Source organism: Saccharopolyspora sp. NFXS83 (genome assembly GCF_026241095.1).
Taxonomy (GTDB): Bacteria; Actinomycetota; Actinomycetes; order Mycobacteriales; family Pseudonocardiaceae; genus Saccharopolyspora_C.
Genome location: NZ_JAPFGB010000018.1, coordinates 66,047 through 81,254, shown reverse-complemented (window position 1 = coordinate 81,254; position 15,208 = coordinate 66,047). Strand labels below are relative to the sequence as shown.

The window sequence follows — 15,208 nt, the reverse complement described above, 5'->3', positions numbered from 1 at the left end:
AGGTCCCGCCGGTCGGCATCGGCCGAGCAGCGGAGCGGTGACTACTGCTGCGGCCCTGAGTCCTGATTGCGGAAGTAGTCCTTGCCCTTCTCGGCGGCCTGATCGACCTGCTGCTCGTGGCCGAACTTCTTCTTGGCTGCGTCACTTCCCTTGTCGATGCCTTGTTCGACCTTGTCGCTGTGCTGCTTGCCCATGTTCATCAGCTTGTCCTTGAGGCTGCCGAGTCCCATGACGGCTCCCTTCTCGCGACATCTCAGGTGACCCTCGAAGCTAGTCCTCCTGCCGGGCGAACGCGCGCCAGCCAAGAGCGTCCAGGCAGGTCAGACACTACGAAGCTGCACTTTCGGGTGACGAGGGACGGTGCTGGAACAGCAGCCGTGACGCACCGTCGCCGGTTCCGGTGAGCGCCCCGCGAGGTTCCACCACCCCACCGCGCGGCAGCACTCGGCGAAGGCTCCCAGCGAAATAACTCGACATCACGAGCGTGCGCTGGGGTCTTCCCGAATCGCAGTTCTGGTTGCGCGGTGAACGACAGGCGGCCCCGTCCAGCAGGAACGCGACCACCGCGGAGGTGGAGCCGGGCGGGCTGCGGAGCCCGGCGGACCGGCCGGTGACGGCGTGGCTCGGCGCTTGTCGACGGGCGGGGAAGGGGCTAGCGTGACCACGTGACCAGATGAGCAAATTCGGTCACGTGGACACGGCGGTCGGGCCGGAGGCCCGGCGCAGGAAAGGACACCAGGTGCCCCGCGACACCGAACGAGCAGACCGGATCCTCGACGCGGCAGGCGAACTGCTGCTGCGCCACGGCTACCGGAAGGTGACCATCGACGACGTCGCCCGCCAGGCGCACGTCGGCAAAGGCACCGTCTACCTGCACTGGAAGACCAAGGTCGCGCTGTTCCAGAGCCTGCTGGTGCGCGAGTCGATCGCGCTGGTCGAAGACCTCCGCGGCGGGCTGCGCGCGGACCCGAACGAAGTGCGCCCGCACCGGCTGCTGCGGCTGGCCTACCTCACGACCTTCCGCCGGCCGCTGGCGCTGGCGCTGGTCACCGGGGACGTCGAGATGCTGGGCGAACTCCGGCGGCGGTCCAGCGGCGACCAGGCCGACGACGAGTGGATGCAGGCGATCAACGAGCGCTTCTTCTCGGTGCTGGCCGAATCCGGACTGCTGCGCACCGACGTGCCCGACCTCGCCTACACGCTCAACGCCGCCGCGCTCGGCTTCTTCCTCGCCGATGACTACAAACCCGCGCTCTCCGGCATCGACCGGGAGCAGAAGGCCGACGCTCTCGCGCACACCATCCGCCACGCCTTCGAACCGCCGGGCGCGCCGGACGCGGCGGCGGTGCACGCGGTCGCCGACCGGGTCGACGCGTTGCTCACCGAACTGATCACCCGCTACCGGGAGCTGTTCACCGCGCTCGACGCGGCGAACGCTCCGGTGAAACCCACCGACCACTGATGGAGGGGACATCATGACCGCGATCGAGGAGTGGGGATTATCGGAGTCGCAGTTCTGGCTGCACGGGGAACAGCCCAGCAGCCCCGTGCAGCACGACGAATCGCTCGGGTTCTGGAACGTCTACGGCTACCCGGAGGCGATGCGGATCCTCAGCGACCCGGCGACCTGCTCCTCCGACACCACGCGGGTGTTCCCCCAGGGCAAGCAGTTCGCCGAGGGCAACCTGGTGCGGATGGACCCACCGGAGCACAACAAGCTGCGCAAGCTCGTCAGCCACGCCTTCACCCCGAAGGTCGTCGCCGGGCTCGAACCGCGCATCGCCGAACTCACCGGTGAACTGCTCGACGCCGTGGACGGAGCGGACCGGCTGGAACTGGTCGCCGACCTGGCCTACCCGCTGCCGGTGATCGTCATCGCGGAACTGCTCGGCGTGCCCGGCAGCGACCGCGACCTGTTCAAGAAGTGGGTGGACGGGATGTTCACCCGCGACGCGCGGATGTCGCTGAGCGACCCGACGCCGGAGCAGCAGCGCGAACTGCAGGAAGTGCTGGCCCAGGTCGGCCACCTCACCGACTACCTGGGCGAGCACGCCGCCGAACGCCGCAGGCACCCGCGCGAGGACCTGCTCAGCAAGCTCGTCGAAGCCGAGGTGGACGGCGAGAAGCTCACCCACGACGAGGTCGTCAACTTCGCGAACGTGCTGCTGATCGCCGGGCACATCACCACCACGATGCTGCTCGGCAACACCGTGCTCTGCCTCGACGCCCACCCCGAGCACCAGGCGCGCGCTCGCGCCGACCGCTCGACCCTGCCCGGCGTCATCGAGGAATCACTGCGGTTCCTCAGCCCGTTCGCCGCGGTCGGCCGGATCACCACCACCGAGGTCGAGCTCGGCGGGCGGCGCGTTCCCGCCGATCAGCTGGTGCTCACGTGGGTCGCCGCGGCGAACCGGGATCCGCGGCGGTTCCCGGACCCGAACGTCTTCGACCCGACCCGCGACCCGAACCCGCACCTCGGCTTCGGCCGCGGCATCCACTTCTGCCTCGGCGCCCCGCTCGCGCGGCTGGAGGGGAAGGTCGCGCTGAACCTGCTGCTGGACCGGTTCCCGAAGCTGGCCACCGACCCGGCCGACCCGCCGGACTTCCAGCCGAACCCGAACATGACCGGCGTCCGGAAGCTCCCGCTGCGCACCACCTGACGGCCTCCGGACGATTCCCGCGAACCGTCCGCTCCGCGGGAATCGCGGCGGTACCGTCCTCGACTCGGGGGTGGACCGGTACCGCCGCCCGACGGGCGCTCGGGGTGAAATCGGGTTGCCGGGCCGGACCGGACCGCGCCGGAGTTCGGAGATGACCGGCATCATCAACGCGTTCAGCGCACGACTCCGGGAACTCGAGGCCGGACGGCTGAGGGGCCGGACATGAGAAAGGGCCGCCGGTGCGCCCGGCGGCCCTCTCTCACGCGTTGAGGATCAGAACGACAGCTTGCGGAAGATCACCCGCGGCAGGTGCCGCAGCACGACCATCACCCAGCGCATCTGGCCCGGGACCCAGATGGACTCCTTGCCCTTGCGGACCGCGTCGATGATCGCGGCGCCGACCTGCTCGGGCGTCTGCGCCATCGGGGCGGGCTTCATGCCGGCGGTGAGCTTCGTCTTCACGAAGTTCGGGCGCACGACCGTGACCTTCACGCCCGAACCCTCCAGCGCGTAGGTCAGGCCGGAGTAGAACAGGTCGATGCCGCCCTTGGCGGAGCCGTAGACGAAGTTCGTCCGGCGGGCGCGCTCACCGGCGGGCGAAGCCATCATCACCAGGTGCCCGTGGCCCTGCTTGCGCAGCTTGTTCGACAGGTGCACGCCCAGCGACATCGGCGCCACGTAGTTGACCTCTGCGGTCAGCCGCGCCGCGGCCGGGTCGGTCCAGCACTTCTCGTTGTCGAGCTGCACGCCGAAGGCGACCAGGGTGACGTCGATGTCACCGTCGGCGAAGGCCTTCTCGACGACCTCGCCGTGCGTCTCCGGGTCGCGGGCCTCGAACTCGATCGTGCTGACCGTGCTGCCGGTCTTGCGCAGCCGCTCGGCCGCGGCCTCGACCAGGTCGGCCTCCTCCGGGCGCGCGGCCAGCACGATCCGCAGCGGGCGCTGGTTCGCGTACTGCTCCGCGGTCGCCAGGGCGATGTCGGAGGTACCACCGAGGATGAACAGGGACTGCGGGTTTCCAACGGCGTCGATCACAGGGCCAACCTTCGGGACAGATCGGAGTGGAAGATTCCTTGCGGGTCGACGGCGGCGCGCACCTTGCGCCACTCGTCGAGACGGGGGTACATCTGCTGGATCATCTCCGGCGTGGTGCGCGAATCCTTCGCGAAGTACAGGCGACCACCCGCACCCAGCACCAGGTCGTCGAGCTCCTGGCAGAACCGGCTGAGCCCGTCCTTGATCGGGAAGTCGACGGTGATCGTCCAGCCCGGCATCGCGAACGACAGCGGCGCGCGGCTGCTGTCGCCCATCCGCTTGAGCACGTTCAGGAACGACACGTGCCCGGACTCCGCGATGCGCTTCACCAGCGTGCGCAGGGCCTCGTGCTGCTCGAACGGCAGGATGAACTGGTACTGCAGGAACCCGTTGGAGCCGTAGGCCCGGTTCCACTCCCCGAACATGTCCAGCGGGTGGTAGAAGGCCGTCAGGTTCTGCACCTGACCACGGCCGGCCTTCGGCGTCTTGCGGTACCAGACCTCGCTGAGCGTGCTGAACGTCAGCTTGTTGGCCAGCCCGTTCGGGAAGACGTCCGGGAAGGTCAGCAGCTGCGGGGCGTCGAACTTCAACGGGTCCGCGCGCAGCTTCGGGGGCAGCTCGTCGAGCTTGGCCAGCGAGCCGCGGGAGAACGCCGAACGGCCCAGCTTCGGGCCGGTGGAGATCGCGTCGAACCACGCCATCGAGTAGTCGTAGTTCATGTCGGAGCCGTTGGAGAACAGCTCCAGCGTCTCGTCCAGGTCCTTCGTCCGGTCGGCGTCGACGATGAAGTACGCGCTCTCGGTGCGCTTCATCTTCACCTTGGCGCGCAGCACGATGCCGGTCAGACCGACACCGCCCACCGTCGCCCAGAACAGCTCCGCACCCTCCCCGTCCGGGGTCAGGGTGCGGACCTCGCCGTCGGCGGTGAGCAGGTCCATCGACACCACGTGGTTGCCGAAGCTCCCGTGCGAGTGGTGGTTCTTGCCGTGGATGTCGCAGCCGATGGCCCCGCCGATGGTGACCTGGCGGGTGCCCGGCAGCACCGGAACCCACAGGCCGTGCGGCAACGCCGCCTTCATCAGCTGGTCCAGGCTCACGCCCGCGTCCACGTCGACCACGGCGTTGTCCGGGTCGATGTCGTGGATGCGGTTCAGCGCGGTCATGTCGATGACGGTGCCGCCCGCGTTCTGCGACACGTCGCCGTAGCTGCGGCCCAAGCCGCGGGCGATCACGCCGCGCTCATCGGCCTCGCGAACGGCGCGGGCGATGGCGTCGACGTCAGGGGTGCTCAGCACCTGGGCGTGGGTCGGCGCGGTGCGCGCCCAGCCCATCAGCTTCCGGTTCTGCAACGCTGCGGTCACAGGCTCAACCTCCGGGACAGGTCGGAATGGAACACGCCCTCGGGGTCGACCGAGGCGCGGATCTTGCGCCACTCGTGGATGCGCGGGTACATCCGCTCGATCATCTCCGCCGACGTCCGCGACTCCTTGGCGAGGTAGAGCCTGCCGCCCGCGTCGAGAACCAGCTCGTCGAGCTCCTGGCACAACCGGTCGAGGCCGGGCGTGATCGGGATGTCGACGGTCAGCGTCCAGCCCTCGCTGGGGAAGGACATCGGGGCGTCGTTGCCCTTGCCGAAGGTCTTGAGCACGTTCAGGAACGACGCGTGCCCGCTGGCGCTGATCTTGTCGATGGACCGGCGGAACATCGCCTCCTGCCCGAACGGCACCATGAACTGGTACTGCAGGAAACCGTTCGGACCGTAGATCCGGTTCCACTCGCCGACCAGGTCGAGCGGGTGGAAGAACTGGGTGATGTTCTGCACGGCCCCGAACTTCGTCGGCGCCTTGCGGTACCAGACCTCGTTGAAGGCGGTGATCGTGTACTTGTTCACCAGCCCGTTCGGGAAGATCGGCGGCGCGGTCATCAGCTGCGGGGCGTTGAACTTCAACGGGTCCTTGCGCAGCTTCTTCGGCAGGTCCTCCAGCGTCGCGGAGTTCCCCCTGGTCAACAAGGCGCGACCCAGGTTCTCGCCACGCGCCAGCGAGTCGAACCAGGCCACGGAGTAGATGTAGTTGCCGTCGGAGCCGTCGGTGAAGTGCTCGATCAGCTCGTCGAGGTTCTTCGTCTGCACGTTGTCGACCAGGAAGTACGCCGTTTCGACGCGCTTGAGCCGGATCGTGGCCTTCAGGATGATGCCGGTCAGCCCCATGCCGCCGACCGTCGCCCAGAACAGCTCGGAGCCGGCGCCCTGCGGCGACAGGGTCCGCACCGAACCGTCGGCGGTGAGCAGGTCCAGCGACAGCACGTGGCTGCCGAACGAACCCTGCGAGTGGTGGTTCTTGCCGTGGATGTCGGAACCGATCGCGCCGCCGACGGTGACCTGGCGGGTACCCGGCAGCACCGGGATCCACAGGCCGTACGGCAGCAGGCGGCGCATCAGCGTGTCCAGCGAGACGCCCGCGTCGACCACGACCGTCGCCTCGTCCGCATCGACCTGGTGCACGCGGTCGAGCGCGGTCATGTCGATGACGGTGCCGCCCGCGTTCTGCGACGGGTCGCCGTAGCTGCGGCCGAGGCCGCGGGCGATGACGCCGCGCGGGCCGGCTTCGCGGACCGCTTTCGCGATCACGTCGACGTCCGGGGTGCTCACGACTCGAGCCGAGGTCGGCGCCGTGCGCCCCCACCCGGCCAGTCGCTGAACCCGTTCGCTGGTCGCATGGTCGTGCTGTCCCGATCCCACCCAGCCGAGTCTATCCGCGTCGCGTCCCCGAGTACGGGCGGGTAGCGCCCCGCTAGCACAGGTGCACCGGGGGGCGCAGAGGTTCACCGCTACACTTTTCGGGGCGACTTGTGGGTCGTCCGCCTCCGGGCTGCCGTACCGACGCTGTTGCCGACACTTGGGGTGAACCAGTGGCCGTGGCCGAATCCGGCGCAGACGCCGAGAGCAAGAAGCTCGGACTGTTCCAGCAACTCTTCCGCTTCGTGGCCATCGGCGGATTCTGCGCGCTGATCGACTTCGGTACGTACTCGCTGCTGCTGGGCGTGGCGGGCTGGCCCGTCTGGTTGTCCAAGTCGATCTCGTTCATCCTGGGCACCACCGCGTCGTACCTGATCAACCGGAAGTTCACCTTCAGCGGCGCCAGCTCTGGCAACTCCAAGGCGAAGGCCGGCGCGTTCGTGGTCGTCTACACGACCACGTTCTTCGTGAACATGGGCTCGAACCAGCTGCTCGTGCTGCTGTTCGACGCGCAGGAGGCCTGGCAGTTCACCCTGTTCTGGGTGATCGCCCAGGGCCTCGGCACGCTGATCAACTTCGTGATGCTGAAGTGGGTCGTCTTCCGCGACTGACGCCGTGGTCGCACGGCCCGAGCGGTGAACGGCCCAGTCCGCCCGGTCCTGCCGGGCGCACGGGCCGTTCACCCCACGCGGTGCCCGGCGCTCAGCTCGCGAAGCCGGTGGTGCGGTTGGGCGCTCCGTAGGCGTTGCTGTCGGAGCGGGTGCTCTCCACGTGCGCGGTGGCGACGTGGGCGAAGTTCACCGCGAACTTGCCGCCGTCCGCGGTGGTCAGCAACGTCGTACCGCCGGAGCCCATCAGCTCCGCCAGCCGCCCGTCGAGCGTTTCCGCTTCGGTGGCGTCCAACGCGATGTGCAGGGGTTGGGACACGCCTGCCAAGTGCAGGATCAATCCTGGTCGCTTCTCGCTCATGCCCCCAGCGCACCACCGCCCGCGCCGCGGCGGCAGGCGCTTTCACCCTCGGCGGACGCCCAGCACCCCGTTTTCACCCAGGGCGGACGCGAAGCGGCCCGCCCGACCTGATCCGGTCGAGCGGGCCGCTCCGCCGAAGGCGTTCGACGCCAGGCGCTACTGCTGCGGCTCGTCGCCGCCGAGCTGCTTGACGTCGTTGCGGTCGTCGGAGCTGGGCACGTCGCCCGGCAGCTCCACCGTCTTCGTCAGCGGCCCCGGCGTCCACAGACCCGAGTGGGTCTCGGAGCTCACGTGCATCGCGGCCTCCGCTGGCAACGCGTCCGGCTGGTACGGGTCCACCTCGTAGAGCGAACCCCAGTCCCGCGTCAGGTCCCCGCGCATGTACGTCGGCAGTTCCCGCACGCTGGAGCTGACGTTCATCCAGCCGAACGGACCGCCCGCGTCCGGCGAGGACCAGCCCGCGCCGATGTCGCGCACCTCGGCACCGGCCGACACCCGGAACCGCGGCATCTCGGCGACGCCGTTGTGGATCCCGGAGATCTGCAGGCACGGGTGCACCAGCGCCGCCGTCCACTCCACGAACGTGGGGGCGTCGCCGACGACGTCGGTCATGTTCTGCAGCTGCGGCGCGCGCGGCGCGCTCACCGCCAGCCAGCCGTTCGGCGAGACCGCCTGGTCGACACCGACGACGCGCATCTTCGTGGCGCCCTCGGCCTCGCCGCCGACGGTGAACCGGTAGTCCCGCCACTGCGGAGCCGGGCCCTGCGCGACGAACTGCCGGTGCATCATCTCGAAGCCCTGCGGGGTGTCCCGGCCGAACTCCAGCACCAGCGCGTTCGCGCCGCCCTCGGCGCCCGCGAGGCTCAGCACCACCGGCACCTCGCCCGTCGCCGCGCGCTCCGGCAGGTCGTACCACTGGGTGCGCAGCTCACCGGTGCCGGTGCCCGCCTCGTCGTAGCTGCCCCACACCGGGGCCTTGTCGTCGCCGAACTGGTGCGGCGGGCGCCAGTCCGGCTCCTCCGGGTCGGAACCGTCGCCGACCGGCAGGCCCGGCTTGCGGAAGCCCTCCATCTTCGGCGCCAAGTACTGCTCGCCGTTCTCCTTGTCGGCGTTGCGCTTGGGCACCTGGAAGTCCGGCACGGGCTTGGTCGGCTGCTGGCCGGCAACCGGCAGCATGCCCGCCTTCGGGTCGGGCTCCACGTACACGTAGTCCGACAGGCCGCAGCTGGAACCGGCGAGCTGCTTGATGTTGTCCATGCCCAGGCTGTAGGTGCCCGCCTGCTTCTGGATGACCTTGCCGAAGGTCGCGAGCTCGCCCAGCACCAGCAGCGCGCAGATGATCGCCAGCGGCGCCGTGCCGAGCCGGAGAGCGCGGCTGCGCTTCTCCATGCCGGTCCGGCCGGGTTCGACGCTCTCGACGACCTTCGGATTCTTCTCGTCCAGCCTCAAGTGCTCGACGAACGCCACGATGCCCGCGATGGCCGCGATGCCCAGCAGCAGCGTGCTCGCGTTGCGGCCGTCGATCGACGGGGCCTTGTCGAACCACGGCACGCCCCAGCCGGAGACGTACCACCACGCGTTCGGCCCGGTCGAAGCGAACGCGCAGATCACCATGAGACCGGAGAAGAACGCCGCCCGGTTGCGCCGCGAGCGCAGCACCGTGCTGCTCGTGGCCAGCGCCGTCAACGCGGCGAGCGCACCGCCGACGGCGGCGAAGATGCCGAAGTGGTGCGACCACTTGGTGGGGGTCAGGGCCAGCGCCACGAACGACAGCGCGGCCACGGCCAGCAGCCGGCGGCTCGGGCCGAGCGCCGCACCCCGGATGCGACCGCGGCGCAGCAGCATCACCGCGCACGTCGCGAGGCACAACATCACCAGCAGCACCGGGAACCGGCGCACCAGCGAACCGTCCGGGGTGGGGCTGAACAGCAGGTTGTAGCGGTTGAGCTCCTGGTACCAGTCCTCGCTCGGGCCGATCTCGGTGCGCAGGTCCGTGGCATCCATGATCGACTGCCAGGTCTGGTCCGCGAACACCGCGGCGAGGATGATGAAGCCGCACGCCGCGATCGGCGCCAGCACCGGTACCCAGCCGTAGTCCTTGGCCCGCTGCCGCACCAACCGCAGCAGCGGCTTGAGCGCCGCGATGTAGGGCAGCACCGCGACCAGGCCGTGCGGACCCGCGCCCAGCGCGAGCGCGGCCACGACGAGGCCCAGCGCGGCGGGCATCAGGCGACCGGTGGCGACCGCGCGCTCCACGGCGCACAGCGCCAGCAGCGAGAACAGCGCGATGACCGGCTCGGCGCGCAGGCCGTTGTTGTAGGGCAGCCAGAACGCGAGGAACACGGCGGCGGCGGCCCACCCGGCGGCGTTGCTGCGCCGGACCTGCTGGCCCAGCCTCGGCAGCACCTCGCGGCTGATCAGCAGCCAGCTGACCGAGCCCATCAGCAACGCGGGCAGCCGCACCCACGGCGTGGCCGTGGAGACCTGCACCCACATCGAGTACAGCTCGTAGAACCAGCCGAACGGCGCTTCCGGCACCGCGAACCAGCGGTAGTAGTTGCTGATGTAGCCGGCGCTCTCGCGCGCTCGCGCGATGGTGAGGATGTAGCCGTCATCGGAGGTCATCGCGCCCGCGATCCACCAGATGATCAGCGCACCGAACACCGAGACGTCCCGCAGCGTCGGCTTCCACCAGCCGCGGGGCACCAGCCGGGGCGGGCGGCGTCCCGCGCGCACGTCCAGGCGCCGCAGGCACACCACGGAGCCGATGAAGGCCAGCACCGCCAGACCGATCACGGTCAGCTTGATCGGCGTCGCGCTGCTCTCGTAGCGGTTGTCGACGCGTGCCTCGAAGGACAGGCCGTCGATGTCGTCGCGGGTCGAGTCGATGTCGGAGAAGATGCCGGTCAGCTGCGGGCGCTGGTCGCCGCGCAGGTTCGCCAGCGTCTCGTCACCGAGCTTGACCTTGGTGCCGACCACGTCGGACCGCACCGTGATGGCGCAGTCGCCCGCCGGGACCGGCACCGTGCCGACCTGCTGCCCCTTGGACAGCAAGGTGACCTGGCCGTTGTCGGCTTGCAGGGTCATGCCGGTGAGGTTGCCGTAGTCCGAGTTCGGCGGGTTCGTGCTCAGCAGGTTCGCCGGACCGTCGGTGCGCGCGTCGACGCTGCGCACCGACTCGCACGGCACGTTCGCGTTCATCCACAGCGGCGAGAAGCTCACCAGCGGCGCGGAGACCGACTTGGTGCCCTCGGCGGTGGGCCATCTCAAGGTGTTGATGTTGTGGTCGACCGGCAGGAAGGGCACCGCGATCGCCAGTGCGGCGCCCAGCAACCCCAGCACGGAGGCGAACCACCTCAGCTGCTTCGCGGACGGGTCGCGCCGGCTCGCCGCCGGGCGTGCCGGAGAGTCCGCCGCCTGATCCGAGGACGACTCCGATGGGTCGTCCTTGCGACTGCTGTCTTCCTGCCCCTTAAGCACGCCAGGAGAATAGTAGTCCCTGGTCCTGGGGCGTCCGGCGCGTTCGACGCGGCCTGAACCGAGATGTTTGCCGACGCTATGAGCAGCCCCGATCGAGTGATTCTCAGGTGTCTCTCAGCGTCCCGTGATCCCCCGTGACCGATCGGTGACCGTCGTACGGGAGGGTTCAGGATGCCTCCGCCATCAGTTGCGCGACCCGCTGGTGCGACGTTCCGATCACCTCGGCGATGGCCCGCTGGCTCAAGCCCGCCGAGCGCAACGTCGTGATGATCTCCCGTCGCGCCCGCTCGGCGTTCGCGGCCGCCTGCTTGGATTCGGCCGCCCAGTGCCGCAGTTCCTCGACCGGCCGGGTGTACTCCACGTCGCCTTGCAGGTAGCGCCAGTCGATGCGGAACGAATCCGGCTCGCGATCGGCGAGCCCCGCGATGAGGTCTCGAACTTCGAGATCGAGCTCTTCAAGGTGATCGACCTCGGTCGCACCGGCGGGGAGGCCTTGGACGTGCGCCACCCAGCTCCTGTCCTCCCGGCTCACGTGCACTCGGTAGCTGCTCAGCTGCTCAGCGCTCATCGGTCCTCCAGCCACTTCTCGCCGAAAATGGAAGCCAAACCGGTCTCGATGTGCGTGAGCACGTACCAAGAGATCTCTTTGTTGCGGCCGGTTAAACCGAACCGGGCCACTTCGACACCTTCCCGGTCGTAGACCGCGAAGATCCGATGCGGCCCCTTCCCCCTGCCTGGGATCTCTTGGATCGTCGTCTTCGCATTGCGAGCCGCACGGCGCGCCAGACTGAGCACCTTGGCCGACTTCAGCTTCTTGTTGACCACAGCGCACTTCTATCGCAATGGACACTCAAGTGGCAAACGAGCTAGACGCGTTCGTGGGGCACTGGACGGGTGAAAGGTGAACCGCCCCGTTCAGCGGCGGAAGAACTGCTCCCGGCGCCCCTGCCGGACCAGGCGGAGCCATTCGCGGAAGGCCTTCAGGTCGCGGCGCTGGCCGATGAAGTACAGCCCGAACCGCAGGAACTCCAGCGCCCCGATCTTGCGCATCCCCGGCTGCGAGAGCAGGTAACCGCGGTTGCGGTAGGTGTAGTAGCGCTTGTTCTCGTCCGACGGGTCCTGCGCGTGGAACCGGCCGCCGAGCATCGGCTTGAACTCGTCCGAACCGTCCGGGTGCACGAACCGCGTCTTGAGCGAGGTGCCGAACGGCAGCCCCGACCGCACGACGCGGCGGTGCAGCTCCACCTCGTCGCCGCGGACGAACAGCCGGTAGTCCGGCACGCCCACCACGTCCAGCGTGGCCGCGCGGAACAGCGCGCCGTTGAAGAACGACGCGATCCCCGGCAGGAAGTCGGCGTCCCCACCGGGAGCGCTGAGCTCCTCCGGGCGGCGCTTCCAGGTGAGGCCGCGGCGCAGCGGGAACGCCAGCTTGTCCGGCCGGTTGATGTTCACCACGACCGGCGAGACGGCGGCGAGCTTGCGGGTGCGCGCCACGTCCAGCAGCGTCGCCAGCGCCTGGTCGTCGGCGGGCCTGCCGTCGTCGTCGCCGAGCCACACCCACTCCGCGCCGAGCGCCAGCGCGTGCAGCATGCCCAGCGCGAAACCGCCCGCGCCGCCGAGGTTGTGCCGCGAGGGCAGGTACGTCGACGGGATCGGGCAGTCCTCGACGACCTGCCGCGCCGGTTGGTCCGGCCCGTTGTCGACGACCACCAGGTGATCCGGCACCCGCGTCTGGGTGGCGATCACCTTGAGCGACTCCGCGAGCAGCTCGCGGCGATGCCTGGTGACGATCACCGCGACGACGGAATCTGCGGGAAGTTGCGGCTGCTCGGCGGAGTCGGCGCTCATGGTGCTTTGTCGCTCCCGATCGTGGCGGTGGCCGTGTCACTGACCTGCGCCAGCATTTCCGGACTGAGGTTTTCGAACGGGTCTTTGCCCTTGTACGACGTCAGCACGCTGCGCAGCGAACCGTGCTCGCGGATCCCGCCCTTGTCCATCCACACGGCCGAGTTGCACAGCTCCATCAGGAACTCGTCCGAGTGCGAGGCGAAGATCAGGATGCCGGAGCGCTTCACGAGCTCCTTGAGCCGGTCGCGCACCTTCTCCAGGAAGTCCGCGTCGACCGCGCCGATGCCCTCGTCGAGCACCAGGATCTCGGGGTCGATGGAGGTGACCACGCCGATGGCCAGGCGCACCCGCATGCCCGTCGAGTAAGTGCGCAGCGGCATGTCCAGGTAGTCGCCGAGTTCGGTGAACTCGGCGATCTCGTCCATCCGCTTTTCCATCTGCTTGCGGTTCATGCCGAGGAACAGACCGCGGATGATGATGTTCTCGTACCCGGAGATCTCCGGGTCCATGCCGACGCCGAGGTCGAACACCGGCGCGACCTTGCCGACGACGCGGGCGCTGCCGCGGGTCGGCTCGTAGATGCCCGCCAGCAGCCGCAGCAGCGTGGACTTGCCCGCACCGTTGTGGCCGACCAGCGCGAGCCGGTCGCCGTGGCTGAGGTGCAGGTTGATGTCGTGCAGGGCTTCGATGATCGGCACCTTGCTGTCGGTGCCGATCTTGCCGCCGGCCTTGCCGAGCACGGCCTTCTTCAGCGAGCGGGACTTCGCGTCGAAGATCGGGAAGTCGACCGCCGCGTTCCAGACGTCGATGCTGACCATCGTTCGATCTCCCTCAGACCCAGTAGGGGACGCGGGCGCGGTAGTTGCGCAGGACCACGGCTGCCAGCAGGAAGCCGCCGACGGTGCAGCCCAGGACCCAGTACCAGTGGTACAGGTGCTGGTCGAACCCGATCAACGGGTCCCGGAAGATCGCGATGTAGTGCGACAGCGGGTTGCCGTCGACGAAGATCTGCCGCCACGCGTTCTGGTCGTTGTGCTCGAACTCGAACATGCCCCAGGTGATCGGGGACATGAACAGCGCCATCGTCATGATGCTCTGCACCACCGGCGGGATGTCCCGGAAGCGGGTGGCGATCACGCCGAACAGGGTGGTCACCCAGATGCCGTTGATCATGATCAGCAGCAGCGCCGGGATGGCCACGATGACCGTCCAGTTGATCGGGATCGGCGTCCCCACCAGCGCGAAGATGGCCAGCAGCAAGAAGTAGATGATCAGGTTGTGCAGGAAGAACAGCGTCTGGCGCCACACCAGCCGGTAGATGTGCACGCTCAGCGGAGCGGGCAACTGCTTCATCAGCCCCTCGTTCCTGATGAACACCTCGGTGCCCTCATTCACGCAGTTGCGGATGAACTCCCAGATGATGAAGCCGACCGCGAGGTGCGGCAGCTTCTCCCGCAGGTCCGTGCCGAACAGGCTTCCGTAGAGAATGCCCAGCCCGGTCACCATCACGCCCATGCTGATGGTGATCCACAGCGGTCCGATCACCGAACGGCGGTACCGCTGCTTGATGTCCTGCCAGCCGAGATGCGCCCACAGCTGACGCTGCTTGGCGCCCTCGACGAGGTCGTTGAACGCTTTGGACCAGGTCCGCGACGAAGTCTCGGGCGGAGCCGCTGGTCTCTCGATCGTGCTCGTGGCCTGCACGGTGCGTAAGAGTACCGACAGCGCCCTGGTCACCGGGGAGAGGGAGGCACCCATGCCGACCGGGACGCACATTCCGGACAGCTCGGGCGCACCCACGCGGTCGGACCGGCGCCGTCCCCGCTCGGGCACGCGTGCGCGCCCGCGCAGGTCGTCACCGTTCCGTGAACCCCCGGACGAGCGCAGCCGTCACAGGTACTGGCCGGTCCCCCTCGACTGCGGGGCCTGCTCCGCCTCACCGCCGCTGCCCGCGGGCAGTCCCCGGCGCATCTGCTCCAGCTGCGCCCGCGCCGCCATCTGCTGCGCGAACAACGCCGTCTGCAGCCCGTGGAACAAACCCTCCAGCCAGCCGACCAGCTGGGCCTGCGCGATGCGCAGCTCCGACTCCGAGGGCGTCGACTCCTGGGCGAACGGCAGCGACAGCCGCTCCAGCTCCTCGATGAGCTCCGGGGCCAGCCCCTCCTCCAGCTCCCGGATGGAGGACTGATGGATCTCCTTGAGCCTGCTGCGGCTCGCCTCGTCCAGCGGCGCGGCCCGCACCTCCTCCAGCAACTGCTTGATCATCGTGCCGATCCGCATCACCTTCGCGGGCTGCTCGACGAGCTCGCCGACGTTCTCCCGCTCGCCCATGCCCTCGGCGGAGGGGTCCACGCCCGAGCCGAGCGGCGTGCCCTCCCCCACCACGAAGATCTCGCGCTGCTGGTCCTGTTCGTTCTGGTTCATGCCCCCATCCTGACGCCTCCGCGCGCATCGGACGCACGAGGAGCCGGAATGGGCC

Annotated in this window: 15 protein-coding genes; 3 read left to right on the top strand and 12 right to left on the bottom strand. The window is 68.9% G+C overall.

From position 1 onward, the window contains the following. Positions 1-41: 41 nt before the first annotated feature. Entirely contained in the window at positions 42-230 is a 189-nt protein-coding gene (locus OOZ19_RS20035) for an antitoxin (RefSeq protein WP_246457108.1), read from the bottom strand. A gap of 443 nt (positions 231-673) precedes the next feature. On the opposite strand from OOZ19_RS20035, the gene OOZ19_RS20030 reads away from it, so the two are divergent. Together OOZ19_RS20030 and OOZ19_RS20025 are read left to right on the top strand one after the other, a co-directional pair. Continuing rightward, on the top strand, positions 674-1,462 hold the full coding sequence (locus OOZ19_RS20030) for a TetR/AcrR family transcriptional regulator (RefSeq protein WP_266091656.1): 789 nt from the start codon (positions 674-676) through the stop codon (positions 1,460-1,462). A gap of 13 nt (positions 1,463-1,475) precedes the next feature. After that, entirely contained in the window at positions 1,476-2,660 is a 1,185-nt protein-coding gene (locus OOZ19_RS20025) for a cytochrome P450 (RefSeq protein WP_416309469.1), read from the top strand. A 273-nt stretch (positions 2,661-2,933) separates the two neighbouring features. Here OOZ19_RS20025 and dprE2 read toward each other — a convergent pair whose 3' ends face one another. The 3 genes from dprE2 to dprE1 (OOZ19_RS20010) are packed head-to-tail and all read right to left on the bottom strand — an operon-like array spanning position 2,934 to position 6,435. Next, positions 2,934-3,695, bottom strand: a complete 762-nt coding sequence (gene dprE2, locus OOZ19_RS20020; protein WP_266091655.1) for a decaprenylphospho-beta-D-erythro-pentofuranosid-2-ulose 2-reductase — start codon at positions 3,693-3,695, stop codon at positions 2,934-2,936. Next, on the bottom strand, positions 3,692-5,026 hold the full coding sequence (dprE1, locus tag OOZ19_RS20015) for a decaprenylphosphoryl-beta-D-ribose oxidase (RefSeq protein ID WP_266091711.1): 1,335 nt from the start codon (positions 5,024-5,026) through the stop codon (positions 3,692-3,694). Before dprE1 (OOZ19_RS20015) ends, dprE2 begins: the two co-directional genes overlap by 4 nt. Positions 5,027-5,052: 26 nt before the next feature. After that, positions 5,053-6,435, bottom strand: a complete 1,383-nt coding sequence (gene dprE1 / locus OOZ19_RS20010) for a decaprenylphosphoryl-beta-D-ribose oxidase (protein ID WP_266091654.1) — start codon at positions 6,433-6,435, stop codon at positions 5,053-5,055. A 170-nt stretch (positions 6,436-6,605) separates the two neighbouring features. Here dprE1 (OOZ19_RS20010) and OOZ19_RS20005 point away from each other — a divergent pair, with 170 nt between their 5' ends. After that, a complete protein-coding gene (locus tag OOZ19_RS20005; protein ID WP_266091653.1) occupies positions 6,606-7,043 on the top strand; it encodes a GtrA family protein in 438 nt (145 codons plus the stop codon). Positions 7,044-7,134: 91 nt separating this feature from the next. Here OOZ19_RS20005 and OOZ19_RS20000 read toward each other — a convergent pair whose 3' ends face one another. The 8 genes from OOZ19_RS20000 to OOZ19_RS19965 form a co-directional block, all read right to left on the bottom strand. Beyond that, the gene (locus tag OOZ19_RS20000) at positions 7,135-7,401 is read right to left on the bottom strand and encodes a hypothetical protein (protein ID WP_266091652.1); all 267 of its coding nucleotides are present in this window, start codon (positions 7,399-7,401) and stop codon (positions 7,135-7,137) included. A gap of 156 nt (positions 7,402-7,557) precedes the next feature. Then, positions 7,558-10,881, bottom strand: coding sequence for an arabinosyltransferase domain-containing protein (locus OOZ19_RS19995; RefSeq protein ID WP_416309468.1), 3,324 nt, complete (start codon positions 10,879-10,881; stop codon positions 7,558-7,560). 166 nt (positions 10,882-11,047) lie between these two features. Beyond that, positions 11,048-11,449 carry a MerR gene (locus tag OOZ19_RS19990; protein WP_266091650.1) on the bottom strand — a complete coding sequence of 134 codons (402 nt, stop codon included), beginning with the start codon at positions 11,447-11,449 and terminating at the stop codon, positions 11,048-11,050. After that, positions 11,446-11,706, bottom strand: a complete 261-nt coding sequence (locus OOZ19_RS19985) for a hypothetical protein (protein ID WP_266091649.1) — start codon at positions 11,704-11,706, stop codon at positions 11,446-11,448. Before OOZ19_RS19985 ends, OOZ19_RS19990 begins: the two co-directional genes overlap by 4 nt. Before the next feature lie 90 nt (positions 11,707-11,796). After that, entirely contained in the window at positions 11,797-12,729 is a 933-nt protein-coding gene (gene glfT1 / locus OOZ19_RS19980) for a galactofuranosyltransferase GlfT1 (protein ID WP_266091648.1), read from the bottom strand. Beyond that, positions 12,726-13,547 carry a galactan export ABC transporter ATP-binding subunit Wzt/RfbE gene (gene wzt, locus OOZ19_RS19975; protein ID WP_266091647.1) on the bottom strand — a complete coding sequence of 274 codons (822 nt, stop codon included), beginning with the start codon at positions 13,545-13,547 and terminating at the stop codon, positions 12,726-12,728. Before wzt ends, glfT1 begins: the two co-directional genes overlap by 4 nt. 13 nt (positions 13,548-13,560) lie before the next feature. Next, complete coding sequence (gene wzm / locus OOZ19_RS19970; protein WP_266091646.1) at positions 13,561-14,433, bottom strand: galactan export ABC transporter permease subunit Wzm/RfbD; 873 nt, start codon at positions 14,431-14,433, stop codon at positions 13,561-13,563. 186 nt (positions 14,434-14,619) lie between these two features. Then, positions 14,620-15,153 carry a bacterial proteasome activator family protein gene (locus OOZ19_RS19965; RefSeq protein WP_323055162.1) on the bottom strand — a complete coding sequence of 178 codons (534 nt, stop codon included), beginning with the start codon at positions 15,151-15,153 and terminating at the stop codon, positions 14,620-14,622. Positions 15,154-15,208 lie beyond the last annotated feature (55 nt).

Bases quoted from the DNA above. Each gene is read 5' to 3' on its own strand.
- OOZ19_RS20035 (WP_246457108.1), bottom strand. From the start codon at position 230: ATGGGACTCGGCAGCCTCAAGGACAAGCTGATGAACATGGGCAAGCAG.
- OOZ19_RS20030 (WP_266091656.1), top strand. From the start codon at position 674: ATGAGCAAATTCGGTCACGTGGACACGGCGGTCGGGCCGGAGGCCCGG.
- OOZ19_RS20025 (WP_416309469.1), top strand. From the start codon at position 1,476: ATGACCGCGATCGAGGAGTGGGGATTATCGGAGTCGCAGTTCTGGCTG.
- dprE1 (WP_266091711.1), bottom strand. From the start codon at position 5,026: ATGGGCTGGGCGCGCACCGCGCCGACCCACGCCCAGGTGCTGAGCACC.
- OOZ19_RS20000 (WP_266091652.1), bottom strand. From the start codon at position 7,401: ATGAGCGAGAAGCGACCAGGATTGATCCTGCACTTGGCAGGCGTGTCC.
- OOZ19_RS19990 (WP_266091650.1), bottom strand. From the start codon at position 11,449: ATGAGCGCTGAGCAGCTGAGCAGCTACCGAGTGCACGTGAGCCGGGAG.
- glfT1 (WP_266091648.1), bottom strand. From the start codon at position 12,729: ATGAGCGCCGACTCCGCCGAGCAGCCGCAACTTCCCGCAGATTCCGTC.
- wzt (WP_266091647.1), bottom strand. From the start codon at position 13,547: ATGGTCAGCATCGACGTCTGGAACGCGGCGGTCGACTTCCCGATCTTC.
- OOZ19_RS19965 (WP_323055162.1), bottom strand. From the start codon at position 15,153: ATGAACCAGAACGAACAGGACCAGCAGCGCGAGATCTTCGTGGTGGGG.